Annotated in this window: 20 protein-coding genes and 1 tRNA gene; 5 read left to right on the top strand and 16 right to left on the bottom strand. The window is 55.0% G+C overall.

Annotated elements, in window-relative coordinates; genetic code table 11:
• Positions 1 to 68 precede the first annotated feature (68 nt).
• Positions 69 to 422, top strand: a complete 354-nt coding sequence (gene uraH / locus BC777_RS02885) for a hydroxyisourate hydrolase (RefSeq protein ID WP_100366645.1) — start codon at positions 69 to 71, stop codon at positions 420 to 422.
• Here the strand turns inward: uraH and BC777_RS02880 are convergent.
• Positions 407 to 1,327: a LysR family transcriptional regulator gene (locus BC777_RS02880; RefSeq protein ID WP_100366644.1), complete on the bottom strand. Its 921-nt coding sequence runs from the start codon at positions 1,325 to 1,327 to the stop codon at positions 407 to 409. The genes uraH and BC777_RS02880 overlap by 16 nt on opposite strands.
• A 101-nt stretch (positions 1,328 to 1,428) precedes the next feature.
• On the opposite strand from BC777_RS02880, the gene BC777_RS02875 reads away from it, so the two are divergent.
• Together BC777_RS02875 and BC777_RS02870 are read left to right on the top strand one after the other, a co-directional pair.
• Positions 1,429 to 2,664, top strand: coding sequence for a urate hydroxylase PuuD (locus BC777_RS02875; protein ID WP_100366643.1), 1,236 nt, complete (start codon positions 1,429 to 1,431; stop codon positions 2,662 to 2,664).
• Positions 2,665 to 2,779: 115 nt separating this feature from the next.
• On the top strand, positions 2,780 to 3,781 hold the full coding sequence (locus tag BC777_RS02870) for a 2-hydroxyacid dehydrogenase (RefSeq protein ID WP_100366642.1): 1,002 nt from the start codon (positions 2,780 to 2,782) through the stop codon (positions 3,779 to 3,781).
• A 298-nt stretch (positions 3,782 to 4,079) separates the two neighbouring features.
• Here BC777_RS02870 and BC777_RS02865 read toward each other — a convergent pair whose 3' ends face one another.
• Positions 4,080 to 4,382 (bottom strand): hypothetical protein, encoded by a 303-nt coding sequence (locus BC777_RS02865; protein WP_100366641.1) that lies wholly within the window; start codon positions 4,380 to 4,382, stop codon positions 4,080 to 4,082.
• Positions 4,383 to 5,585: 1,203 nt separating this feature from the next.
• On the opposite strand from BC777_RS02865, the gene BC777_RS02855 reads away from it, so the two are divergent.
• Complete coding sequence (locus tag BC777_RS02855; protein WP_168769061.1) at positions 5,586 to 9,926, top strand: OmpA family protein; 4,341 nt, start codon at positions 5,586 to 5,588, stop codon at positions 9,924 to 9,926.
• Positions 9,927 to 10,025: 99 nt separating this feature from the next.
• On the opposite strand, the gene BC777_RS02850 is transcribed toward BC777_RS02855, so the two are convergent.
• Both BC777_RS02850 and BC777_RS02845 read right to left on the bottom strand, forming a co-directional pair.
• Entirely contained in the window at positions 10,026 to 10,286 is a 261-nt protein-coding gene (locus BC777_RS02850; RefSeq protein WP_245834129.1) for a hypothetical protein, read from the bottom strand.
• 126 nt (positions 10,287 to 10,412) lie between these two features.
• Positions 10,413 to 10,502 (bottom strand) — tRNA-Ser (locus BC777_RS02845).
• Between the two features lie 129 nt (positions 10,503 to 10,631).
• On the opposite strand from BC777_RS02845, the gene BC777_RS02840 reads away from it, so the two are divergent.
• Positions 10,632 to 11,777, top strand: a complete 1,146-nt coding sequence (locus tag BC777_RS02840; protein WP_211095321.1) for an AI-2E family transporter — start codon at positions 10,632 to 10,634, stop codon at positions 11,775 to 11,777.
• Between the two features lie 9 nt (positions 11,778 to 11,786).
• On the opposite strand, the gene BC777_RS02835 is transcribed toward BC777_RS02840, so the two are convergent.
• From BC777_RS02835 to BC777_RS02780, 12 genes are all read right to left on the bottom strand, one after another.
• Positions 11,787 to 12,437, bottom strand: a complete 651-nt coding sequence (locus BC777_RS02835; protein WP_245834128.1) for a M35 family metalloendopeptidase — start codon at positions 12,435 to 12,437, stop codon at positions 11,787 to 11,789.
• A gap of 3 nt (positions 12,438 to 12,440) precedes the next feature.
• On the bottom strand, positions 12,441 to 13,157 hold the full coding sequence (locus BC777_RS02830; RefSeq protein WP_100366638.1) for an alanyl-tRNA editing protein: 717 nt from the start codon (positions 13,155 to 13,157) through the stop codon (positions 12,441 to 12,443).
• Positions 13,154 to 15,460 (bottom strand): mechanosensitive ion channel family protein, encoded by a 2,307-nt coding sequence (locus BC777_RS02825; protein WP_100366637.1) that lies wholly within the window; start codon positions 15,458 to 15,460, stop codon positions 13,154 to 13,156. The genes BC777_RS02830 and BC777_RS02825 overlap by 4 nt, the downstream gene beginning before the upstream one ends.
• On the bottom strand, positions 15,457 to 16,485 hold the full coding sequence (locus BC777_RS02820) for a cysteine synthase A (RefSeq protein ID WP_100366636.1): 1,029 nt from the start codon (positions 16,483 to 16,485) through the stop codon (positions 15,457 to 15,459). Before BC777_RS02820 ends, BC777_RS02825 begins: the two co-directional genes overlap by 4 nt.
• A gap of 53 nt (positions 16,486 to 16,538) precedes the next feature.
• Positions 16,539 to 17,654 carry an NUDIX domain-containing protein gene (locus tag BC777_RS02815; RefSeq protein ID WP_100366635.1) on the bottom strand — a complete coding sequence of 372 codons (1,116 nt, stop codon included), beginning with the start codon at positions 17,652 to 17,654 and terminating at the stop codon, positions 16,539 to 16,541.
• A 3-nt stretch (positions 17,655 to 17,657) separates the two neighbouring features.
• Entirely contained in the window at positions 17,658 to 18,101 is a 444-nt protein-coding gene (locus BC777_RS02810) for a TrgA family protein (protein WP_100366634.1), read from the bottom strand.
• Positions 18,102 to 18,139: 38 nt separating this feature from the next.
• Positions 18,140 to 19,348 (bottom strand): SAM-dependent methyltransferase, encoded by a 1,209-nt coding sequence (locus BC777_RS02805; RefSeq protein WP_100366633.1) that lies wholly within the window; start codon positions 19,346 to 19,348, stop codon positions 18,140 to 18,142.
• 118 nt (positions 19,349 to 19,466) lie between these two features.
• Positions 19,467 to 20,885, bottom strand: a complete 1,419-nt coding sequence (locus BC777_RS02800; RefSeq protein ID WP_100366632.1) for a cryptochrome/photolyase family protein — start codon at positions 20,883 to 20,885, stop codon at positions 19,467 to 19,469.
• 29 nt (positions 20,886 to 20,914) lie between these two features.
• A complete protein-coding gene (locus BC777_RS02795; protein ID WP_100367972.1) occupies positions 20,915 to 22,132 on the bottom strand; it encodes an aminotransferase class V-fold PLP-dependent enzyme in 1,218 nt (405 codons plus the stop codon).
• A gap of 69 nt (positions 22,133 to 22,201) precedes the next feature.
• Positions 22,202 to 23,887, bottom strand: coding sequence for a BCCT family transporter (locus BC777_RS02790; protein ID WP_100366631.1), 1,686 nt, complete (start codon positions 23,885 to 23,887; stop codon positions 22,202 to 22,204).
• 258 nt (positions 23,888 to 24,145) lie between these two features.
• Positions 24,146 to 25,129, bottom strand: a complete 984-nt coding sequence (gene acuI / locus BC777_RS02785) for an acryloyl-CoA reductase (protein WP_100366630.1) — start codon at positions 25,127 to 25,129, stop codon at positions 24,146 to 24,148.
• Between the two features lie 86 nt (positions 25,130 to 25,215).
• Positions 25,216 to 26,316: a dimethylsulfoniopropionate demethylase gene (locus tag BC777_RS02780; protein ID WP_100366629.1), complete on the bottom strand. Its 1,101-nt coding sequence runs from the start codon at positions 26,314 to 26,316 to the stop codon at positions 25,216 to 25,218.
• Position 26,317: the final 1 nt, after the last annotated feature.

Raw genomic sequence — 26,317 nt, 5'->3', positions numbered from 1 at the left:
GTGTGATCGCTTTGCGATCCAGATATCTTTCTGGCACTAAGCAGCCAGCAAGACAAAGGAGCAACCTCATGAGCGGCTATCTGACAACACATGTTCTGGACACTGCGCGCGGTTGTCCTGCACAGGGCCTCAAGATTGAGCTCTTTGCCATCAAAGGCGAAAGCCGGACGCATGTGAAGACCCTTGTGACAAATGGTGACGGACGCACGGATGAACAAATCCTCCCTGCAGATCGCTTTGCAATCGGCACGTATGAATTGGTGTTTCACGCAGGAGCCTATCTTGATGCAAGTGGCACACCGGCTGAGGACCCGCGTTTCCTTGATCTGATCCCGATCCGCTTTGGCATGTCAGAGGCCACGCATTACCATGTGCCTTTGCTGCTTTCACCCTTTGGCTATTCCACCTATCGGGGTTCCTGATCGCCGCGCACCACAGCGCTGATCCGGTCGATCACGAAATCCATGAAAAGCCGCGTCTTGGGGTCTTGCCGCCTGCGGTGGGTAAAGAGGCATGCCATCTGAATGGGAACAGGCGGTGTTTGCGTTGCAACGGGCAAAAGGCGTCCGGCTTTCAAATGCTCGGCCACCTCAAACACTGGCTTGAGCGCGATGCCGTTCCCGCCCAACGCCCAATCCGTCAGCACATCGCCGTCATCGGATTCATAGCGCCCCTGCACGCGAAACCTCTTGGGGCCATCGGGCGTCATCAGGCGCCACTGAAACTCGGTCGCACCCGGAAACCGCAGATTTAGACATTCGTGTTTATCAGCAATCAGATCAGCGCCAGAGGCCGGGTTGCCCCGCGCCCCGATATAATCGGGTGAAGCACACAGGATACGTTCCACATCCGCAATTTTGCGCATCTGCAGATTGCTGTCCTCTGGCTCACCCAGAAAAAACGCTAGATCAAGCCCCTCGGTTGTCAGATCCACGGTGCGATCAGTCAAGCGCAGACGCAGCGTAATCTGCGGATAAAGCCTAAGAAATGCCGGCACATGCGGCGCAATTAATCGCCGCCCCACGCCCAAGGGCGCTGCGACAAACAGCGAACCCCTTGGGTTTTCGGTGATATCGACCACCTGTGTTTCGGCATATGCCACGGTTTCCAAAATCGCGCAGGCACCACCGTAAAAGGCCCGTCCCTGTTCGGTCGGGGTCAGGCTTCGGGTGGTGCGTTGGAACAGGCGTACGTTCAGATGCGCTTCCAACTGTGAAACGCGCGCAGATGTCACAGCCGGTGAAATCCGTAGATCGCGGGCGGCAGCAGACATATTGCCCAACTCGTAGACACGGACGAAGGTACGGATATTATCGAGATAGGACATTTGCTTGGTTTTTTTGATACTGTTTGACGCCTAGAAGCAATAGCAGAACAATTGGCCCTCGCATAGGATAGGGCAAAAGACACACCAACCGGGAACGCGTCATGTATGATCTTGCTATTTTATGGGATTGGATCGCTTTTTCCGTGCGTTGGCTACACGTCATCACCGCGATGGCGTGGATTGGCGCTTCGTTCTATTTCATCGCGCTCGATTTGATGCTGAAACCTGCGGAACACATGCCTGAAGGGGCCTCTGGCGAAGAATGGGAAGTCCACGGTGGCGGGTTTTATCACACCACCAAATATATGGTTGCGCCCGCACAGATGCCCGAACATCTGACGTGGCATAAATGGCAAAGCTACGCGACATGGCTGTCAGGTGCCGCGCTTTTGATGATCGTCTATTGGGTGGGCGGTGAACTCTATCTGCTGGATCCGACGAAAGCTGATCTTTCGCTTTGGCAGGGTATCCTGATCTCTGGCGGGTCGCTGACGATTGGCTGGCTGCTTTATGACGCCATGTGCAAATCAAAACTGAGCGAGCAACCGACCCTTCTGATGCTCCTCCTGTTTGTGATCCTTGTGGTGATGTCATGGGGGTATAACCAGATTTTCACCGGCCGCGCCGCATTACTGCATCTGGGTGCTTTCACGGCAACCATCATGACGGCCAATGTGTTCTTCCAGATCATGCCCAACCAGCGGATCGTTGTGGCCGATCTTAAAGCCGGCCGCACGCCAGATGCCAAATACGGGAAAATCGCCAAGGTGCGGTCGACCCATAACAACTATCTTACGCTGCCGGTCGTGTTCCTGATGCTGTCGAACCACTACCCGCTCGCCTTTGGCACCGAATACGCCTGGATCATCGCAAGTCTGATTTTTCTCACGGGCGTCACGATCCGGCATTATTTCAACACGATGCACAAAACCGGCAAAGGGCCACATTGGACATGGGCCGTGACAGTGCTGCTTATGCTGTTGATCGCGTGGCTGTCCACAGTACGCACCGGCGATACATGGCAAGAAGCAGAAGCGCGGGCACTGACGCCCTACGAGCAGAGGTTTGCATCTGTGCCCAGCTTTGATGCGGCCTATGACACCGTGATCGGAAGCTGTTCCATGTGCCACGCGCGCGAACCCGTTTGGGGAAACATGCAATGGGCACCCAAAGGGGTCTACCTTGAGACCCGCAGCGATGTAGCCCGCCACGCAAGCGCTATCTATCTGCAGGCAGGCGTCAGCCACGCCATGCCGCCACCCAATGCTGTGCAGATGGACGCAGACGCCCGTTCAACACTTGTGACCTGGGTACGCGAGGTCCGAAATGGGGAGTAAGCATTCAACAGTTTACGACCGCGCTGCACAATCCTAACCTGTTCAGTAAAGGTATCCACCCTCCAGCTTGGCAATACTGCGACGCTAGGCGGCGCTGCACAAGGTATGAACGCCGATGAAAGTAACTGTCTTTAGCACGAAACCCTATGACGAAGCGTTTCTGAACGCGGCCAACAACAACACGCACGCGCTTACATTTCTCGATGTCCGCCTGTCGCATCAGACAGCGGCGCTGGCGCAAGGCAGTGAAGCGGTTTGCGCCTTCGTCAATGATGACCTCTGCGCTGACGTGATCACACAACTTGCACAGGCCGGTACGCGGCTGGTCGCATTACGCTCGGCCGGTTTCAACCACATTGATCTTGGGGCAGCACAGAATGCCGGCATCACAGTGGCCCGCGTGCCGGCCTACTCGCCACATGCTGTGGCCGAACATACCATAGCGCTGATCCTCACACTGAACCGGCGACTACACCGCGCCTACAACCGTGTGCGCGACGGCAATTTCTCGCTTGATGGTTTGTTGGGGTTCGATCTTTACGGCAAGACCGTCGGGATCATCGGCACCGGAAAAATAGGAGAGATTGTCGCCCAGATCCTGAAGGGTTTTGGATGCGATATGATTGCTTTTGATCCTTATAAAAACCCAACCTGCGTCGATCTGGGCGTACGTTATGTTGATCTTGGTGAACTCTTGGCCATGAGCGATGTAATCACCCTGCAATGCCCGCTGACACCGCAGACACATCACCTGATCGACGCAGACGCAATCGCGCAGATGAAACCGGGGGTAATGTTGATCAACACAAGCCGCGGCGCCGTTGTGGATGCATCCGCTTTGATTGCTGGGCTCAAGAATGGAGCAGTGGGCAGCGTTGGTCTGGATGTCTACGAAGAAGAGGCTGATCTGTTTTTTGAAGACTTCTCACAAACCTTCATCCGTGACGATGTGTTTGCGCGCCTTCTGACCTTCCCAAACGTACTGATCACTGGCCATCAGGGGTTCTTTACCCGCGAAGCATTGACGGCAATCGCCGAAACCACAATCGCCAATATCACAGCATTCGAACGCGACGGGGCACCCCTCCATGAGGTGCCGATACCGGGCAGCATATAACGGGCGTGTTCATGCCCCAAAATGGCTCCGATAGTCGGTGAGTGGGCAAACTCCTGCAGCACGCAGTCCAATCTCTTCGGGATTGGCATGCATCGTTAGCGCTCCAACACATCCCAACCAACTCGACACGACTGATCTTCATTTTTTGCCAGACATAACGATAAGAAAACGTACACCGTCAGCCTCAATACTTCGCGGACCATAACGAGATTTAGTAACGGCGGGCGATCTTCAATCTCGGTAGGTAGGGCTGGTTCGCTGTCCGTATAGTGATATCCTGGTGTGTAGCCGTGCAAGACTATGATTTTGGAATGCCGCCTAGCTCCTCAAAGACTGCATCCACAGCAAGAGCGGCCGCCCCATTGTGATCTAAAAGAACGGAATGCGTAGAAAACGATGTCACTTTCTTGTCGATGTCTCTCCATGCCTCAATGATATCAATCAATGGTTTTTCCGAAAAGAAAGCTTCTATCATCCAAGGGATCAGTGGGACGATGTTTGTACCTACTGCCGTCACAAATGAAGGCAAATCGGCACTGGGTCCATTAATGGCCTCTTCAAATTTGCGGTCAAACTCATCTTCGATCCGCGCAAAAAGCACTTAGCCTGCTGCTCCGGTCCATTCCACCTACTCGGTATATATCCATATCGATGAACTCACCGGGATTATCATGGGTCTCGCCAATGACGACGATCAGCAGGTCATCATCAGTTTCTTCACGTTGGGGGCCTCCGAAAAACCGTCGGAGCCAATACGAAATTCACCGAAAATGCGATTGATCATCCGCTTAATAATGTTCACGGGCACCGTTCTCTAATCAATTATTTATGGCGGGTCCAATAGGGTCGCGAAGCCAACATTCATATGAATTCTTTAAATCAGTCGGTCAGGTAACACTGTGCGGAAAGACAATCCCAGACCAAACTATTAAATATCTAATCTTAAATAGGCACATTACACAAAGCCGAGAATACACCTCGAAGAAACCACCAAGCAAGCCAATAGATATGGCCAGAAACGGCGTGACTCAGTCAATCAATTAATAGTAGTGCACCTTGCCCTCCGCCATCCATTGATCAATCTGGTCAATATAGGGAACAAGCTTAGGCCGCTTGACCCGCCCCGTCCGGCGATACCCCGGTGGTTCAGAATAAGCCAACATCTTCCGAAGGCTATGAAGGTTGATCCCAAAATCGCGAGCAACCCACCGCCCGCTCAAACCATCCCGAAAATGAGCGCGGTGCACCTTCAAATATAACTTCCACGGTGAAAACCCTCACCCCTGACATCAGATAGAAGGGCAAAAGTAGACGCCCATTACGCCGCCTGCGGCATCACAACCACCACGCTGGGCATGGACGAGCATTACTCCGCCGTTCTCAAGTTTTTTAGGGCAAGATTTGCTCAAAAATTCTTATTTTTTGGAAATGAGCCGTGCAAGAAGCGGATCTACAGGGCACATATTTTGCCAATAGTATAAATTTGATCGCCCTAAGAAAAAAATGTCAATTTTATGGCGGTCATTGGAAACTCTGTGGCTATGCCCTTCTCACAACAGATTCCGCCGTCTGCCTGCCCTTAAGGAAATGTTTTCCAATAATGATGTGAAATTGCGTTTCTTCCCCCTCGCCGCAATGTCCCCTGATCAGTACAGTTTGCCGAGTCGCGATCCGAGGTTTGCGGCTTCAGAAAATTTCACTGCTGTAACTAACATCGAAGCAATACCAGTCGATGCAGTGGTTGTGGCGAGGATGTCAAAGGTTGTGCCAGGCGTGTTGGCTGTCTGGACGGAAGGATAGGTTTATGAGGAAAACGACGTTATGGGCAGGAGCTGGCCTTGGACAGTTAGCCCTTGGGATTGCTACTATTTCGATGGGTGTCGCAACACCACAGTTCGCACAAGCGCAGGCTGTACCAGGTGCCCCAACCAACCCCGCAGCGAACTGTACCTGGAACTGGGATTATTGGTTGATTGAAGACGGCTATGTTGCAAACCAAATTCCAACAAACTATAATCCGGCAAAGAATTTTCTGACAACAGGCGCGAATACGCCCGCTATTTTTAATTTTGCGACAACCGATCTGGGGACCAACCAGTGGTATACTCCGTCGGTTGCGGGTACCAGTGTAGGCACGCTCGACGACGGTGATTTCCCAACAGAGTCGACTTCGCCCGAAGACTCCGAGCGTTTCTCTGGCGTCGGTTATTTCATCGGCGAACCGGGTACCACGAAAACGATCACATTTACGGATACGGGGCGCAATGACGGGCATGTCTTTGCTGTCTTTAATTCTAACAATGAACAAATTGTCCGTTTTCCTGGACGCGATCAGGGTCCGGGGTCTGAAACGGCCCCTGCTTACTACGCAGGTCCTCCCGGTGGGACCTCAACAGATTTTGAGGCTGATGGTGGTGTCAATGTTGGAACCGCATGGAGTATCACACTTTCATTTACGGTCCCGAATGATGGTGAATACTATCTCCACTATATTGCCACCGATGAAAATAACCTGATCGAATTTGCTACAAATAACGCGTGTCAGCTCCCCGAGCTGACGACGACACAGTCGGCTGATATCTCGGATACCATCAATGATGATGGCACGGTTGATGTTACCTACACCGTCACGTTGACAAACTCTGGTGAGTTGAACTTCGACGATGTTGATCTGACGGCACTTCTGGCAGACGCCGCCCAGCTGGGCACCAACTTGTCGGATGTGACGGTTGACAACGCATCGGCTGGCATAGCGAATGCTGGCTTTGACGGGACGGCAGCGAATGATGACCTGATTACCGGCACCACACCGCTGGACACGGGTGAGACGCTGACAGTCACTTACACTGTGCAAATTAATGCGGATGCAGTGGGCGCACTGCCGACCTCAGTAACGTCCACGGGTACTTTGCCAAACGGCGATACCGTTACGGATGTGTCTGACAACGACACGGCCGACGAAAACGAAGGCACAGACGGTGCCGAGATTGATGCAACTGAAGCCAACGGCAGCAATACAACTGTTGTTGCGTTACCGACAACACCAACCGCCGCGGACGATACACCAGCCCCCGCTGCGCCGGAAACAGACGTCGTTGTTGACGTACTGGGCAACGATACTGATCTGGGGACCGATGGCACGGGCGACGAAGTCCCGCTTGATGCTGAAACGGTCTCGCTTGTGGTACCAGCAGGCACAGACCCGGCTAATGTGACGACCGTTGACGGGGACGTCACGCAGTTGGTCGTGCCCGACGAAGGCACATGGACAGTAAACCCAACCACGGGCGCAATTACCTTCGCCCCGGAAGACGGGTTTATCGGCGATCCGACACCTGTGGACTATACGGTAGAGGACGACAACGGGAATTTGTCTAACGAAGCAACCGTCACGGTGACCTATACGGATCCCGGGCCTGAAATTGAGTTGGTTCAGACTGTTACTGGGATTTCGGACACCAATGGCGACGGTATTTTTGGGAATGCCGGCGATACGATCCTTTATGAATATACGGCCGAAAACACAGGTGATACAGGGCTCGCTGATCTTGTCATCGACGACAACGGGCTGGGTGATCTGAACCCCGCAGGCGTGTCATTTGATGACAGCGGCATTGAAAACATCACACTGGCGCCAGATGATGGTCCTGTTGTCGTGGCAACGGCCGAATACATCATTCAGGACGGCGATACAGGTGATCTGGAAACGCAGCCCACGATTACATCGACGGCCGTAGCGCTTGATGACGCGGGTGATGTGGTTGTTGATGGTGGCGACACCGTGCCGCTGTTTGACGAAAACGATGATCAACTTGATCCGGTGACTGACGATAGCGACACCGGATCCGAACCTGAAATTCCACAAGGCGGTGCAGATGGATCAACGGCTGTCCCGACAGCCGTGGACACACCGTCCACCACAGATACCGACGGCACAGCTGGCAACGACGCCGATGAAGCCACAGTGGTCACGCTGCCAGTCATCGCGCCGGAGATTTCTGTTGAAACCTCAAATGGCGACGCGCCGATTGCGGATGGCGGGACGGATACGCAGCCTCCGTCGGTCGCGGGTGTGGAACAGACGATCACCTACACCATCACGAACGATGGCTTTGAAACGCTGACTTTGGATGATCCCGTGCTGGAGGCCGGATCAACCACCAATATCACCAATGGTGATGACGGTGTGGTCTTTGGTGATCTAAGTGCGACGTCTCTGGAGCCTGGTGAAACCGCTACATTCACAGTCACTTATACCCCTGAGTTGGATGGTGCTTATGATTTCGACATCGTTGTTCCTAACAATGACGCGCAGGATGATGAGGATGAAAGCGACTACAACATTGCTGTCGCAGGCAACTCTGAGGGTGCGCCGGAAATCGATGTGACCTCATCTGTCAGCGGGGCAATGCCTGACGGTGGTGAAGATGATGTGGGTGAACCCATTGTCGGCGAAGAGCAGACGATTACCTACACGGTGACAAACGACGGTACAGATACGTTGACTTTGGAAAACCCAACGATCTCGGGTGAGACAAATCTGGATGGTCCTGTAACTGTGGTGAACCCGGATGTTCTGGTCCTTGAGCCGGGTGAGACGACAACGTTTACCGTGACGTTCACACCGCTTGAGGAAGGTGAGTTTGGCTTTGATATCGTGCTGCCGAATGATGATGCGGATGAGGCACCATACGATATCGCGGTGATCGGCTCTGCGTCGGTCTTTGATCAGGAAGCGCTGGAGCGTGTTCTGTCTGAAGATCTGCAGAACACAACCGAGCTGATCTCGCGCAGTGCGTCTGACATCTCGCGGCGGGCGGCAGACCGTCTGTCGGGGCATGCTTGTGGTCAGCAAATCAGCGATAAGCTGAGTGATCATCCGATCCGCTTTGCCAACGATAAGTTCTTCATTGACGAAGCAAATCAGCGTATCCTTGATGAGATCGCACATCTTCTGAACCAGTGTGTGTCTGCGAATTTCATCGTTGCAGGTCACACAGATTCCGATGAAAGCGACGCCTATAACCTTGTCCTCAGCCAAAATCGTGTGGATGCCGTTCAAGATGCATTGGTCGCCCGCGGTATTAGCGCAGATCGCCTACAGGCGCAGGGCTTCGGTGAATCCCGTCCAATCGCAACCAATGCCACCGAAGAAGGTCAGGCCCTGAACCGTCGTGTTGAGTTCATCCTTGTGGGTGGTGACGATGTTGCGACGGGTACCGGACGTTGTGGCGAAGACAGCCAGACCATCCGGACACTGGATGGCGCAGCCGGCAACGCCGGTGGCAGCCTGACAGGTCGTTATGGCTCTGAGGGTTACAACTGTGTCACTGGTGCCTATCAGACGCTCTGGGCTGACCTCAGCGTGATCCACACAGAGGACGCCAGTACGACAGGCCGGCTCAGCTTTGGCGGCTCGCGTGATCGTCAGGCCAATGGACGTCTGTTTGGTCAGTTCATCGAAGGCTATGTGTCCAAAACGGATGTTGTTGATGAGGACGTCACCGGTGAAATCACAGGTGTCGGCGTGCATGGGGGCCTTTACGGTGCAAACCGGTCCGAAGGCGGGCTGCTGCTCAGCTATTACGGCAGTGCTGCGGTCGGGCGTCACTTCTTTGACGTGGTCGCGGGGACTGAAGTTGACGGTCACTATACCTACGGTGGCGTGTTCATCGGTGGCGCTGTGGGCGGCGAGCGTGTCTATGAGACACTGACGCTGGCACCGCGTGTTGGTGTTGATCTGGCCTATGCGGTCGCTGTCGGATCCGAGATCTCAATTGACGATGTCGATCTAGATATCGACCCTGGTCGTTACGGGCGTATCTTTGTCGAAACTGACCTGACCCGTTCGGTTCAGAACGGCGAGGTCGAACTGACACCACGTCTGTTCTGCGCGATCTCCGGTGACGAAGATGCGGATTGCGGATACGGTGCATCGCTGTCCTATGCGACACTTGCAGACGACGCGCAGGCGGTCTGGGACGTGATGCTGGGCTATGACCGGATTGGGGACACGCACACAACATCCCTGAACCTAGCGCATACAACACCGGTCTTTGATGAGTGGGGCGTGAGCCGGTCTTCCGTCGGCGCAAACATCAACGGCTCTGTCGACGCCGCACAGACCGTCGAGTTCCGCTGGTAAGCGCAACAAAAACAACAAAAGGCCAGCGGGAAAACGCTGGCCTTTTTCTTGGGTAGTTTTCGAGATTGCATTTTCAGGGCGGTGATGACGCTTTGTGTGTCACTGATGAAACAACACGCTAAGGCCGACTTGCCTCATCCGAATATACGCTAGCGCCCGTTCACGCGCTTGGTTGATTGTGACAATACCTGCCCCGCCCGATCCAAAGTCAGTGCGCAACAGTGCGCCCTCGTTATTTTTGAACCCTTTGACAACCACCAGATACAATCCGTTGCCATCTCCATGCCGCCCCGCGCCAAGGTTCTCGACCAGTTTCTTTGTAAGCTTACCGGACAGGGCCATACAAAATACTACATTCACCACCACTCAAGCAGCGAATATAGGCAGCATCGAAAAACGACACCAACTCGAAAGTTCAGAATACCCAACAGCACATGGTCGAAAGGCTAGACGGGGCGACTTAATCAGGCTGTCAAAAATGGTGAATGGCGGACAGACAGGGATTCGAACCCTGGAGACGGTCTCCCGCCTACACACTTTCCAGGCGTGCGCCTTCGACCACTCGGCCACCTGTCCGTGGCGGCGGTTTAGCCTCATCCCCCACCCTTTTGCAAGCCCTTGATACATATGTTTGTGAGGCCCCTTTACGGCAGGCCCATCAGCACCTTACAACTGAGGCTTTGATGATAAGAGGCCGCCCAGCACATGCTGCACGATCCGCCGAAACACGGCAAAGCTGAACGGCCAGGCGAGACGGCGCGCCTGCAGACGGGTGCGCTTTTGATCATCGCCTTTGCGGTCGTGCTTTTCCTTCTGGTGCAGGCGCGTTTTGTACTGATTTCATTGGCCACGGCGATTATTCTGTTCAGCCTGACCAGCGACGTGATCAACTTTATCGCGCGCCAGCGGATCGGGCCGTTTCGAATACCAAACACATTGGCGAGTATAGCCGCGATGGTGCTGATTGCGGCAGCACTGCTTACGCTGACCTCGATCTTGCTGGCACAAGTGAACACGGTGCTTGTCACGACGCTGTCCTATGCAGAGCGCGCACCTTCTGCCGTAGCCTCGCTTTTTGCGTTTCTGGGCGAGGATAGTCAGCTCGCCGTCTTTAACGCCCTGCGGTCCGTCGATGTTTCAAACTATCTGCGCGGTGCCGCCAGCCAAGCCAGCGGGGTGACGCAGGCCACGGTTTTGATTATCCTGTTCGTGGGTTTTCTTTTTGCCGAACGTATCTGGTTTCAAACCAAGCTTCTCAGCCTTGTCGGGGATGAAACGCAGGCAGAACGGGTGGGCAAGATCATCCAATCCATTATTCACCGGGTGAACTATTACTTGCTCGTCAAGACGGTGATCAGTGCCATCACAGGGGCGATGGTGTTTGTACTTGCGCAGGCCTTCAGCCTTGAATTGGCGACATCACTTGGGATCATCACTTTCGTGCTGAATTTCATCCCCAATATCGGCTCTATCGTGGCCACCGCCCTGATCGCGCTGGTCGCACATGTTGAGATCGGTGATCCGACCATCACGTTGGTGATCTTTGCGATTGCGGGCGTCATACAGTTCGTGAACGGCAGCATCATCGATCCGATGCTGATGGGGCGCGCGCTGCGCTTGTCATCCTTTGGCATCATCCTGTCGCTGGCGTTCTGGGGGGCCGTCTGGGGCATTCCGGGCATGTTTTTGTCAGTGCCGATCATGGTGATGCTGCTGGTCGTGTGCAGTCATGTGCCCAACCTGCGGCCCTTTGCAGTGCTTTTGTCACGCGAAGGTCTGCCGGAATCCGAAAAGATGCTGGATCAACCGATTGAGCGGGATTTGTTTGGGCAGGACCTGCGACGCGACTAGGGTCAGACCCTACCGGTTTGCGCGCGGTGCGGGTGGTGGTTTGTTTGCCACAGGCTGACGCGCAAAATAGGTCACATCTTCAGTGTAATACTGATAGCTATCGGCGTTATTGATCGCGCGGCGCGTATCATCGCGCGCCATACGTGAACACTCAACACGCGAATAGCAATGATCCTCGGTCTGGGCCACGGTCGTAAAATGCGACACTTCGTGGATGATTGTCCCCTCGAGCGTTCCATTATTTGACCGGCGTTCGCCGGGACGCAGGGCTGTCAGGGGTGGCAGATTAAAGAACGACGGACACAAATGCATCAAATAGGGCTCTCCTGCATAGACCCAAGCGTAATTGCCACCATCACAGCCATCATCGGCAATGCTGTCGCATTGCGCCGTCACCCTGCCCCTGCGCAATGCTGAGACGATTGATTTCAGGCTCGCCCGCACCTCTTCGGCATTGTCGTTGGAGTATGTGCCGAACCAGCGCGCATACTCCGGCGTATCACCCACGGCGACCGCCGCTTTCAGCGTCAGCTCCTTGGCTGTCCCCAAAGCATCATCAACGATCGTGGATTGCGCCGCCGTGCAGCCGGGATAGTCCTGCGCCAAGGCAGGCTGGACCAGGCACATCGCCCCCACCACTGTAATCGTCAAGTGCCGCAAAATTCACTCCAAATGCAGATAGACGCGCCGGTTCTGGCGGCCTTTCTTTTCGATCTTGCCAATGCGCACGCGCCCAATCTCTTCGGTATTGGCGACATGGGTGCCACCGCAAGGTTGCAGATCAGCAGTTTCTTCCCCCACGCCGATCCGCACCAGACGGATTTCACCGCTGCCGCGGGGCGGTTGTACTGACATCGTTTTAACCAGATCAGGCTGCGCATCAAGTTCCGCATCCGTGATCCATTCTTCAGTCACATTCATATTGCAGGCAATCAGGCGGTTCAGATCCTCTTCCAATGCCGCCTTATCCTCTGGCGCGTCGGGCATATCAAAATCCAAACGCCCCTTCTCGGCCCCGATTGCGCCGCCCGATACGGGCAACGGGATCACAACAGAGAGCAGATGAAGTGCTGTATGCATCCGCATATGCCGATAGCGCCGCTCCCAGTTTAGCGCCTGCCTGACGTCTTGGCCCACTGCTGGCATCCCTGCAGGTTCCGCCGGAACAAGGACCACGGTCTCGTCGGCGCCCTTTACGGTCGTAGCAATCTCAATCTCGCCCCCCTTCCAGCGCAGCATGCCGCTGTCACCGGGCTGCCCGCCAGACGTGGGATAAAAGACTGATCCGTCCAACACGATCCCGCCTTCCGATGTGATATCGGTCACCTTGCCCGCCGCCTCGCGGGCGTAGGCATCTTTGCGAAACAACAGTTCGGTCATGTTGGTATCGGGTCCTTCAACACTTCGGGGTTGCGCAGCCAAATATCACGTTGAGCGAATGGAATCTCAATCCCAGCCGCAGCAAATTCTTTGGCAATCGCATGATTCATCTCAGACTTTGTGACCAGAACGTAGTTCACATCACGCAGGATCGCCCGAATTTCAAAATCAAGGGAATCTGCACCAAAGCCTTGAAACAGTACGGCAGGCGGCGGCGTCATGACCACCAGCGGATGCGCCTCGGCAATGCCTTGCAAAATCTCGGTCACTTTATCGACATCCGTGCCATAGGCCACCCCAACCGGTACGATGACACGGCCAACCAGATTGCCGCGGGTCCAGTTTGTTACCTGCCCACTGACCAAATCGGCATTGGGGATGATCACATCGGTCCTGTCAAACGTCTCAATCCGGGTTGAGCGCACGGAAATCGCACGCACATAGCCCATTTGCCCGCCTACTTCGATCCAGTCGCCTTCGCTAACCGGGCGTTCGATCAACAAGATGATGCCGGAAACAAAGTTAGAGACAATGTTTTGCAAACCAAAACCAATCCCGACCGACAATGCACCGGCCACAATGGCAAGGTTCGACAGATCAATCCCCGCACTTGTAATCGCAACAATGGCAGCAAGGATGATGCCGACATAGCCAAAGCCTGCCACAATCGCGTTCTGCCCTCCCAGATCAAGTCGGGTGCGCGGCAGCACGGATTTACGCAGTGTACCTTGGATCAGCCGCGTCAGGATATACCCCAAGGCAAAGACGACCGCAAAGGTGACGAAATCAGTCGGCGATATCCGCGAATCTCCGACGGCAAACCCTTCGCGAAAACGGGTCCAAAGCTCTGTCAGGTCTGAAACACGCGCCCCCCAGATCAGCGCGAAGATGGGCAGACTTGTCAGGATGAGAGCGAAGCTAATGAAGACAGGAATAAGAGCGTAAATGCCGCGAAAGTCCTCTTCGTTTTCGGGTTTCTGGATCAAATCGTGCACGATACGCTGCAACAAAAACAAAACACCAATCAGCGCGACCGATAGAATGGCCGGCCCCAGCAGCGCGCTGGCAGCAGCAGTATAGCCAACCGCCGCCAATAGCGGGGCCGCAATGGCAACCAATGTAATAGCCTGCCCCAAATAACCGCGCATACGCCCAGCAGAGACCATAACGACCTCACGCTCTTGCGGCTTTGTCGCTATCGCCCGGCCAAGTTGCCAAAACAGGACCCCAAGCGCCAAAAGGATAGGAAACGCAAATGCGGCATTGGCATCCTTTGTCATATCCATTGTTTCCAGGCCACTCCCGACAAGCGTTTGAAGCGCCAGAATCCACGCAATACTAACACTCAGCACGCGTCCTCTGGCGCATGTGTTTGGATCATAGCCAAGGTACCCTTCGATCTCACCTACCGGGAAAAGCAGGCGTGACAACCACCAGCCCAAGATCACAAAAAGACCGGCAACCGGTATCGCGTCGATCACAGCATTGCCGCGCAGTCCGAAGATATCGAAAGATTGCAGCGCCTCTGTCAAAACAAAGACGCCAATCAGTGGTACAAGCAGCTGGATTGCAGAGAAAAAGAACAAAAGAAGCGGGCGCCAGCGCCCATGCCCCTGTGCAAATCTATTCTGCCAGCGTGTCACAAGACGCCGCCCTGCCCCCAACAAAGCAACCGCCACAACAGCCAGCGCCAAAACCCGCGGTAACGCCTGCCCCAACTGCCCGGACTGTTGCTTGACTGACAGACCTGCCGCCACCTCGACCCCGATCAGGCGCGTCAATTCAAAAAGCGCCGTAATCGCACCAACCACATGGGTTGGATTCAGCGGGGATGAGCCGCGTACTGTTAATTCGTCTCTTTGCTGTTGCAAGGATCGCGCGTCAAATTCACCGATCAACCCATTGGCGCGCGCATGGGCCTCTTGCGCTAAAAGGCCGGGCGCTTGCAAAGCGGTGCGTTGCGCGATCAGTTCCGCACGCCGGGCGGCCACATCTGCCGCCTCCTCGCCGCTTTCGGGAACCGTGCCCAACGCTGCCAATTGCGAATCGACAGTCGCCAGACGGCCCGCGTTCAGGTTGGATCGCGCCAGAAATTCATCACGCCAGACAACAAGTTCGGCGCGCAACCTACTGATTGCGAACAAAGATGCATCATCACGCGCTGCAAGGACCTCGGCCCGTTGGGCAAGGCGTTCGAACACCGCCTCGTCCATTTCCGAGGCCTGCTCTTGCGCATAGACCACCATTGGGCTGCCCACGAAAAGCAGACAGAGCAAACAGAATGCGATGCCTTGGCGGATCATACGTCCTCGAACACCACAGGCACATCAGCTTTGGTTTCAATCCATTCCGGCACAGGCAAACCCTTTTCACGCAGGAAGGACGGGTTGAAGATCTTGGATTGATAACGCGTGCCATAGTCACACAAGATCGTCACAATCGTATGCCCCGGCCCCATATCGCGGGCCAGCCGGATGGCGCCCGCAATGTTGATACCGGTCGAGCCTCCCATGCACAGCCCTTCATTCTGAAGCAGGTCAAAGACAATTGGCAAAGCCTCGGAATCCGGAATTTTATAGGCAAAGTCGGGGGTGAACCCTTCAAGGTTCGCCGTAATACGCCCCTGCCCGATCCCTTCGGTGATGGAATTGCCCGCCGGTGGCACTTCATCTGTATAAAGCTTGTAAAGACCAGACCCATCAGGGTCGGACAAGCCGACCTTGACGCCCTTGGGCTGCAAGACCTGACCGACGCCCGCAAGCGTCCCACCAGACCCGCAAGCGCAGGTGAAGCCATCGACTTTGCCGTCCGTTTGTTCCCAAATTTCGGGGCCCGTCGTTTCAATATGGGCTTGTCGATTGGCGGTATTGTCAAACTGGTTGGCCCAGATCGCACCATTGGGTTCAATATCATTCAGCGCGGCGGCAAGACGGCCCGAATATTTCACATAGTTGTTTGGGTTCGCGTAAGGCACTGCTGGAACTTCTACCAATTGCGCGCCTGCAACGCGGATCATGTCCTTCTTTTCCTGGCTCTGTGTTTCAGGAATGACGATCACTGTTTTGAACCCCATTGAAGCCCCAACCAGCGCCAGACCAATGCCGGTATTGCCTGCCGTCCCCTCAACAATCGTGCCACCGGGCCGCAGATCACCGCGCGCGATGGCGTCCTTGATCATGAAAAGTGCTGCTCGGTCCTTGACCGATTGACCGGGGTTCAGGAATTCCGCCTTGCCCAGAATGGTGCAACCTGTGGCTTCAGATGCAGCGCGTAGTTTGATCAGGGGTGTGTTACCAACGGCATCTGCAAGATCGGTCTTAATTGTCATGGCGCGGCCCTTTCATTCACTTGATATCTGTGTAGGACCGCGACCGTCCAACATCAAGCAAATGCGCGCAGACGCTCTTTGTGGCGACACAACCAATACAGCAGGTAGAGCGCCGGACCTGTGGCAATCTCTCCTGTGTCGGCAAGATTAAGCGCTTCCCCAAGAGACATCGGGTGCAACCGCAAATCCTCTGCCTCCTCCTCAAGCCCACCGCCATAGGTCTTCAGGTCAGGCAGATCACACAAGCCAACATAGGTATAGAAGTAATCAGTCGTGGCCCCCGGCGAGACATAGAAGGACCCTGCAGGTTCCAGACGTGCCAGCTCAAGCCCTGCCTCTTCCTTGCATTCGCGCAAGGCAGCCTCTTGCGGCGTTTCACGCGCATCAACAATGCCTGCGACAGGCTCTAACATCCAAGGGTTTGGATCATGGCGCAAACGCGGACCAACGCGGGCCTGCTCGACCAACAGCACCCGGTCCCTGACCGCATCATAGGGCAGAACAATAGCCGCATCGATGCCGAAGAACGCTTCGCGCCGTAAGGTGTCTGAAACACTGCCGTCAAACTGGCGATGACGTAAATCGAGGGCCTGAAACAGGAAGAAACCACCCTGCGGCGGCTGTGCCTTTTCAATTGCAAAATCAGCAGGCCTTGCGGCATACCGCCGGGTTGCAGGTGCCGGTTTTGCGCGATGCTTGCTCCAGGCGCGCGCCTCTACCATTGGCCACATGGCCCGCACCGCAGCTGGTGTGGGCGGTGGGTTGCGCGAAAAAAGCTCGGTCGCAGCCAGAATTGCGGGGGCAAGGTGGTTTTCTTCCCACATGCGCAATGACCACGACCCGCCGCCTGCGATGACATCATCCGGCGGCAGATAGCAGGACACGGACCGCATCCCAGCCTCGGTCCGGACATCAACCGTATCCAACAGATAGCCAAATGCACCCTCATAAAGATCAAGACGGGCTATCTGCGCTTCATCTAGGTTTTCGTAAACGACACCCTGTGCCGCGAAACGGTCATCTTTTGCAATGAAAGGGACCACATTCCCTTCCACGGGAAAGACACCATATCCATGCAACTGCGCCGCAACACTGTTTTGCGGTGCCACACCTGACACAGCCGTCATTAGGTCGCGCGACTGTAACGTCCCATAAACGAAAAGGTCCATGTCCTAAGGAAAACGCTGGCCGAAATATTCCGTGATCCAGGCACAGACAACACCACCGATCAAAAGTGTGGCGATAAGGGGAATATCAGCAAACATGATCGCAAAATCGATCATCTGATTAAAGACGTCGATAACGGCCTCCATCGTGCCGCCATTATAGCGATTGGCCAACGCGTTGATGATCATTTGATTGAATGAAATTGCGAACACTGCACAAAAGGCGATTGCGGCACCACATGTCAGGCCGATACCAATGGCTGGGTTATACCCATGCCCAGCACGGCTGCCGCAAACGCGCCATCCAATCACCAAGCTGATCCCGCTAACCACAGGAAGCCAAAAATCAGGCGAGTTCGATTCTGGGAACAAAGGGATTGATAGCCCGGCGAGGTACCACCCGAACAAACCAAAAATAACTGCACCAGCAAGACGTCCGGCTGTTGGCATGTCATTGCGTCCTTTTATTGACGCGCGCGACCTAACTCTTAGCCTGGCCGCGACACGGTAATCTGCGTTACATCGCAGTTTCGGCTATCAAAAGTCGCGGCACAAGAGGTCAGATAAAAATCCCACATCCGTTTAAATCGCGCATCAAAGCCCAAAGCAGCAACTTGGTCCCATTTTTCGTTGAATGTTTCGTGCCAACGACGCAAAGTCAAACCATAACTAGCCCCGAATTCAATAGAGCTATTTACATTTAATCCTGCTTTTTCAACCTCTTGACGCAGTATTTTCGGGCTAGGCAACATCCCACCAGGGAAGATGTACTTCTGAATAAAATCGACACCTTTCCGGTAACCTTCCCACCGTTCCTCTTTCACCGTGATGATCTGAAGTGTTGCGTGTTTGCCCGGTTTCAGCCGCTCGCGCACGGTTTCAAAGTAGGCAGGCCAATATTGCTCGCCCACCGCTTCGAACATTTCGATACTGGCGATCCCGTCATAGATGCCTTTTTCATCGCGATAGTCCTGCATCTTGATTTCAACCATATCGGACAGCCCTGCTTTTGCCATACGCGCCACAGCATAATCATGCTGTTCTTGGCTGATCGTCAGCCCGGTCACTTTAATCCCCCGCTCTTTCGCGGCGTATTCGGCAAAGCCACCCCAGCCACAGCCAATTTCCAGCACATGATCACCTTTTTTGGCGCCCATCTGATCAACCATGCTGGCGTATTTGGCGATTTGCGCGCTTTCCGTACTTTCTTGCCCGGTTTCAAACATCGCGGAAGAATAGGTCATCGTATCATCCAGCCACAGGCCGTAAAACTCATTACCCAGATCGTAGTGATAGCTGATGTTCTTGCGTGCCTGCGACTTGGAATTGCGTTGCATCCAGAACCGGACCCGTTCGTAAAACTGGATAAGCTTTTGGGCGGGAAACCCGTCATAGATGTGATCGGCCTCATCATGCATGAAATCCATCACGGCCATCAGATCAGGCGTGGTCCACCAGCCGTCCATATAGGCCTCGGAAAACCCCATATCGCCTTCACGTACGGTGCGCGAAAACAGATCATCATTGTGGACATAGACCTCCGCAACATAGCCCGGCTCTGGCCCTTCGGCTCTGAAATGGCGCCCATCTGACAAAATGATATCAACACGGCCCTTTTGCAGGTCTTTGACCTGATCAAAAACGCGCGCAAAATAACGCGGCAGCCCGTTTTGGCCTTCTGTACTGGTTAAAATCATCTTACGTCCTGTCGTATTAGGTGACCGTTCATCGTCACTTGGCTTAAGCCCAAGTTAACCTTTGATACGGCGAAGTCACGGAAAACGTTTAAAAATAGTTAGCCTGACCTCGCGGAAATCAGAACCCGCGGTTCTGATACGCGTCCAGCGCACGTTTGCGTCCGATATCTGCGGGGACAATTGGATCAGGATAGCGATCATCCGAAGCCATGCCCCAATGCAATGGGATCATATCATAATATGACAGTGCTGTCGCGCTGGGTGTTTTTGTGCATTCAGCGATCCAACGTTTCACATAGGCACGGTCTTTATCGAACTTATCAAGCTGGGTCACCGGATTGAATACTCGGAAATAGGGTGTGGCATCGGGCCCAGAGCCTGCCGACCACTGCCACCCCATCGCGTTGCTGCATGGGTCCCAATCGATCAGGCAATCCGCAAACCAATCCAGACCGATCTTCCAGTGACACAAAAGATGCTTTGTCAAATAAGACGCCACGATCATACGGCCCCGATTATGCATGGTCCCGGTCACATACATTTCGCGCATCGCTGCATCAACAAAGCGGATGCCCGTGCGGCCCTGTTTCCAGGCTTTCACTTCCACGCGTCGCACATCGGTGTTCCATGGAAAGGAATCCCAGTCTTCTTTCCAGTTCTCGGTGGTAATACGCGGTGTGTGATATGCCAAGTGATACGCAAACTCACGCCAGACCAGTTCTTTCAAAAAGGTTTCGGCATCCGCCTTTCCGTCATTCAGGGCCTGCCAACCAGAATGCCAGCATTTACGCGGACTGATCTCGCCGTATGTCAGGTTTTCAGACAGGCCAGAGGTGCCAGCCACACCAGGCAGATCACGGTTCTTGACGTAGTTTGCAACATTGTCGGCAATGAAGGCATCCAGCCTGTGTGACGCAGCTGTTTCACCAACGGTGCAATGGCTTCTAAGGATATCCGCACCCCGGTTCATCGCAGCATCCATCTGCCAGTCCGCAATGTCGTCAGACGCGGGCCAGCTTTGGGGTGCCGGTATGCTGGCCGGTGCCGGCAGGGCTGCGGACACATCATTGTCCCGCACGGACTTCCACATCGGGGTGTAGACTTTGTAAAACCCACCCGTTTGTGTCTCAACCATCCAAGGTTCAAACAACACGTGCCCTTTGAAACTCTCAGCGGTGACGCCATCATCCTTCAAAGCCGCCTTCAGCTTTGTATCACGTGCCCGGCTTTGCGGGTCATATAGGCGTGACCAATAGACTGCCCCTGCCCCAGTGTTCTTGATCAGCGCGCGCAGTACCGCCAGCGCATCGCCGCGGCGCAGGATCAACCGACTGCCCTTGTCACCCAATGACCGGGCCAAATCAGCAACAGAAAGGCCCAAACGCATCTTGGGGGCCGCACCCATGCTTTCCGTCAATTCATCGTGGATGAACACCGGTATCACAGGGTGACCCGCCGCGCAGGCTGCTGTCAGCGCCTCATGATCGCTAAGGCGCAGATCGCGCCGAAACCACATTATAATCGGGGATTTACTCATCAGACCTCCATGCAGGACGTCGCGCCCGCTTATAGAACCTGATCTAGCGCCGCCATCAGCGCGTCAACCTCCGAAGCTGTCGTGTAATGCACGAAACTGACGCGCAGCACGCCCTTTGACAGATCGACACCAACAGCTTCAAGAGGGCGTTGGGCATAGAAATCGCCCCCACCTGCCATGATGCCATGCGGGGCCAACCGGGCTGCGGCGTCTTCGGCATCGGTTTCCAACGCCATCGCCACAGTGGGCGCCCGGCGCGACGCGTCCGCAGGACCGACAAGCCGTACCGAATTTTTCGCGGATACATAATCCAGCAAGGGCTGCAAAACCGCCACTTCATGCGCACGCATCAGATCATGCGATTTGCGCGCCGCATTGGCGCCTTTCCCACCGCCATGATGGGCAGAGAGCGCTTCAAAGTAGTCAGCCATTCCGGCACTTGCCGCGACCTGCGCGTGATCAGGGCCCGCAGGTGTGAACCGCTTGTAAAGGCTGCCCCCATTGAAGTGATGCCCTTGATTGGGCAATGCCATGCCCCAGTCTTCGCGGATCACCATAATCCCTTGGTGCGGACCATAAGTCTTATAGGCGCTAAAAAGGTATACGTCACAGCCCAATGTGCCCACATCAGGAAACCCATGTGGGGCGTAAGACACGCCATCAACAACCGTGCGCGCGCCTGCCGCCTTGGCCAGCTTGCAGATCGCGGCTACGTCATTGATGGCCCCGACAACGTTGGAACAATGCGGAAAGACGACTAATGCGACATCCCGCTCTAGCAGTTTGGTCAAATCCTCAAGATGCAGCTCACCTGTTTCAGCATCGATCTGCCACTCAAGGATCGGCACACCCTCCTGCGCCAACCGCCGCCACGGACCACTATTGGCCTCATGATCCTGATTGGTGACGACAATGGACTGTCCCGGTTTGCGCCACTGACGCACCGCCTGCGCCAGCACATAAGTGTTTTGTGTGGTCGATGGGCCGAACGACACTTCATCGGTCTTCACCCCAAGCATGTCGGCCAAACGCGCACGCGCCTCATCCATCTCTTCGCCGCCTACGCGTGAGGCGTCGTAAGGGGCATAAGGCTGCACCTTCCTTTGGGTATAAAACCGATGCAACCGGTCGATCACCGGACGGCAGGTATACGACCCGCCTGCATTTTCAAAGAAAGCCTGACCTTGCAAGGAAGGCTCATCAAAGGCGGGAAATTGGGCGCGGACCCATGCGATATCTAAAGTCATGGCATCAGGATCAAGAAAAAGGCCCCGGTGCGCAAGCACCGGGGCCTTTGTTTTCGTTGTCACGTATAATTACTCGGCAGGCGTTGCCGCAGCGGCCTGAATCTCACCATGGGTCGTTGGCACCCCGGCAGCTTCACGGCGGCCGTCATTGTAGATCGCCTTGATCAACGCAAAGCACATCAAGACCATCACAATTGAGAACGGCAGCGCGCCGATGACCATCGCGGTTTGGATCGCTCCGGTCCCGCCTGATATCAGCAATCCAGCCACAACCAGTCCAAGCGCTGCACCCCAGAACAAGATATGCGGACGCGCCTTTGGCCCTTCGTCACCAGCCGCGTTGATCGTGTTCACGATCAAAACAGCCGAGTCAGCCGAAGTGACAAGGAAGGTCATCAGCAAGACAACGATCATGGCGGCCATCCCCCAGGCCAAAACCTGACTGATGGGTGACAACATGAACTCGGTCATCGCAAAGATCTTGTCACCGTTGGCTGCATCAAGGATTAACCCGCCGGCATTGCCGTTTAGCTCAAGATCAACGGCTGTGCCGCCCGCCCATGCAAACCAGACAAAGCACATCAGCGATGGCACGATCATCGCACCCAGCACGAACTCTCGGATTGTCCGGCCACGTGAAATGCGCGCAAGGAACAAGCCAACGAATGGTGCAAAAGCAATCCACCATGCCCAGTAGAACACAGGCCACCAGCCCTGCCACTGCGCCAGCAAGAATGCCTCAGAACCTTCGACACCATCAGATTTGTAGACGTTGAAGCTCAATCCCGGTAACGCAACCAGATAGTCCCAAATGCCTACGAAGAAAGCTGTTGCGCCAAACCATGTCGCACCAAACAGGATGAAGAAGCTCAGCAAGGCAATCGACAAGACCATGTTGATGTTCGACAGCCATTTGATGCCCTTACCCACGCCCGACAAAGCCGAGAGGGTCGACGCACCCATGATGACCAAAAGCGCGACGATGATGCCCAGCGTCGTAGCGGACCCATCTTCCAGCGCCAGCCCCCCGATCCCGATCCGTGTCAGACCGGCAACGAACTGCTCAACCCCGAAGCCAAGGGTTTGTGCCACACCAAGGATGGTCGCCACAACAGCCACAATATCGATGATATGACCCAAAGTGCCCGACAGCGCCTTGCCAAACAATGGCGTCAACGCCGACCGGATCGTCAATGGCAGCCCACGGCGATAGCTAAAGAATGCCAGTGCAAGGCCGGCCACGGCATAACATGCCCAAGCGCCCAATCCCCAGTGTAGATAAGACCACACATAAGCAGTGCGCACGTTGTCAGCTTCCAGCGCTGTTGTAACACCTTGAATAACAGAAGGGTTGTTTTTGAAATGCGCGACCGGTTCAGCCACGGCCCATGTCAGCATGCCGACACCGATACCGGCACCAAACATCATCGAGAACCAAGAGAAGTTCGAAAATTCCGGCTTCTCACCCGGCTGCCCAAGGTTCATACGACCCGCGGTCGGCCAAAGAGCAAGGCCAAGACAAACAATGACAAAGAATGTCACCGTCCAGATGTACCATGATGCAAAGTTATTGAGGATCACAGCGTTCCAAGCGCCCAATACTTCGCCAGCCCATTCCGGCCAGACAATCGCCCAGACAACGAGCACGCTGATGATGATCTTACTGATAACCGTCACATTGACGCTGAACCCTCGATAAAAACCGACATCGGCGGTCTTAATCGGGAGTTCCGATAAAGGAGGTTTAGGTGCCATGATTATTTCCCTGTTGACTATTATTGTCCAACCATCTTGACGGGTTGGTGCCACATATTAACCCGAAAATGCGCCACATTGTCACGTTGAAACGACGCTGCAAGCGCACGGTCTACCGCGCAACCGCAGCATTTACAGGTGTTTTGCTATCAAGGCGCGGGCCGCGTCCAGCACGACATGCCAAATCGGATTGCCTCTGTTTGGCACGAAAAAGGCCGCCCATAAATGGGCGGCCTCAAGACATAACATCTTTTATAATCAGCCATTCACATCAACAACAACACGCCCCTTCACCTGCCCTTGCAGGATATCCCGACCCAACTGCGGCAAATCGTTCAGGGTCGCGGGTTGGATCATCGCCTCCAATTTGTCCATCGGCAGGTCCTTTGCGATCCGGGCCCAGGCGCGCACGCGGTTGTCATAAGGTTGCATCACACTGTCGATCCCAAGCAAGTTCACGCCCCGCAACAAAAACGGAATGACCGACGCAGGCAGACCCGCACCACCCGCCAGGCCCACGGCGGAAACAGAGGCACCATATTTCATCTGGCCCAGCACACGGGCCAGCATCTCACCTCCAACGGCATCAACACAGCCACCCCATGTTTCAGCCTCAAGCGGACGGCGTGTAATTTCATTGATCTCATCGCGCGCGACGATCCGGCCCGCGCCAAGTGACTTAAGGTAATCACCCGTCTCAGGGCGGCCCGTCACCGCCGCAACCTCATAGCCGAGGTTCGCCAGAATTGCGGTCGCGACCGAGCCCACACCACCGGCTGCACCTGTTACAAGAACCGGTCCATCCTTGATGCCGTGATCCTCCAGCGCCATCACAGCCAGCATCGCAGTAAAACCAGCCGTTCCCACAGCCATAGCCTGCCGTGTGTCCAAACCATCCGGCAAGGGCACCAACCAATCAGCCCTTACACGCGCCTTTTGGCTATAGCCACCCCAATAGGCCTCTCCGACACGCCAGCCAGTCAGAACCACTTTGTCGCCCGCCTTATAGCGTGGATCGTCAGAGGCCTCTACCGTACCGGCCATATCGATACCCGGCACATGGGGATAATTGCGCACCAATCCACCGCCCGGACCAATGCACAGCCCATCTTTATAGTTGACGGTAGAATATGCGACGGCAACGGTCACATCGCCTTCTGGCAGTTGATCCAGCGACAATTCCTGCACCGATGCGCTGGTTTTGCCGTCGTCGTCTTTTTCAACCATCAAAGCCTTAAACATTCATTTTCCTCTCATTCGGGGCGCACGGCCCTGTCTTTCTTCGTCCAATCAAACTTCCGCCGGAGGCTCCGACGGCACGTCTGGAACTATATCCAAAAATTCTCGTGGACCGTCGCGGTCATTGGTCCATCCTGTGTCTGCACCTCAACCCGCGTGCCCTCATCCCAATGGGTCATACGCACCATACCGATGGCAACATTGGTATGATAGTCCGGCGATTTCGCCGCAGATGTAACCTGCCCGATCCGCTTGCCTTTCGCCACGATTGGCCAGATCTGATCGCAAGCCGGTATCTCGCCATCAATGGCTATCGCGCGGATCTGCTGGGTCGGCCCCTCCTTGGCAACGCGCAAAAGCGCGTCGCGGCCCACGCAACCAATCGCCGTCTGGGTCGAACAAAACCGCCCCAACCCACATTCATGCGGCGTGTTCTCGCGGGTCATATCGTTTCCGTAAGACAGCAAACCCGCCTCGATCCGCTCGATCAGGTTCGGGCAACCGGCATAGACATCCAGATCCCGGCCCGCCTCCATAAGCGCGTTCCACAGCGGCATCCCGTTTTTGGTACCATCAACGTAAATCTCATAACCGCCCTGTTTGGAGTATCCCGAACGGGCCACCGCCATGCTGACACCCTGAAAATCGAACCAACCAAAACGGAAGAACTTGATCGCACGGACCGCATCACCAAAAACACGCGCCATCAGATCGTCGGCCAGCGGACCTTGCACCGCAAGCGGCGAGATATCGGGCTCATCCACCAACACATCCAAACGATACCCATAGGCCAGGGCTTTTACCCAAAATAGCAAGTCACTATCAGCAATCGAAATCCACCAGCGATCTTCCGAGAGCTTCAATGCGACGGGATCATTCAACATGCCCCCTGTCTCATCAACGATCGGCACATAGTAACACTGCCCCGGCATCATGCCCCGCAGATCACGCGGCGTCAGCATTTGCATCAGGCGGGCCGCATCAGGGCCGCGCAGTTCCACTTGCCGTTCGACCGCCACATCCCAGACCTGCACAGCGGTCTTGAGGTGGCGATAGTCCTCTTCGACGCTGCGAAAAACCGTGGGCAGCAGCATATGGTTATAGACAGTATAGCCTTTCACACCCGCAGCTTCGACGCCGTCAGTGAAAGGGGTACGCCGAATGCGGCGGGAAGGTGCAATCACAGCCATG

Origin of the sequence: Yoonia maricola (assembly GCF_002797915.1) — a bacterium.
Lineage (GTDB): Bacteria > Pseudomonadota > Alphaproteobacteria > Rhodobacterales > Rhodobacteraceae > Yoonia > Yoonia maricola.
Note: the sequence above shows the minus strand (reverse complement) of the source record. Positions and strands in the feature narration are given on the sequence as shown.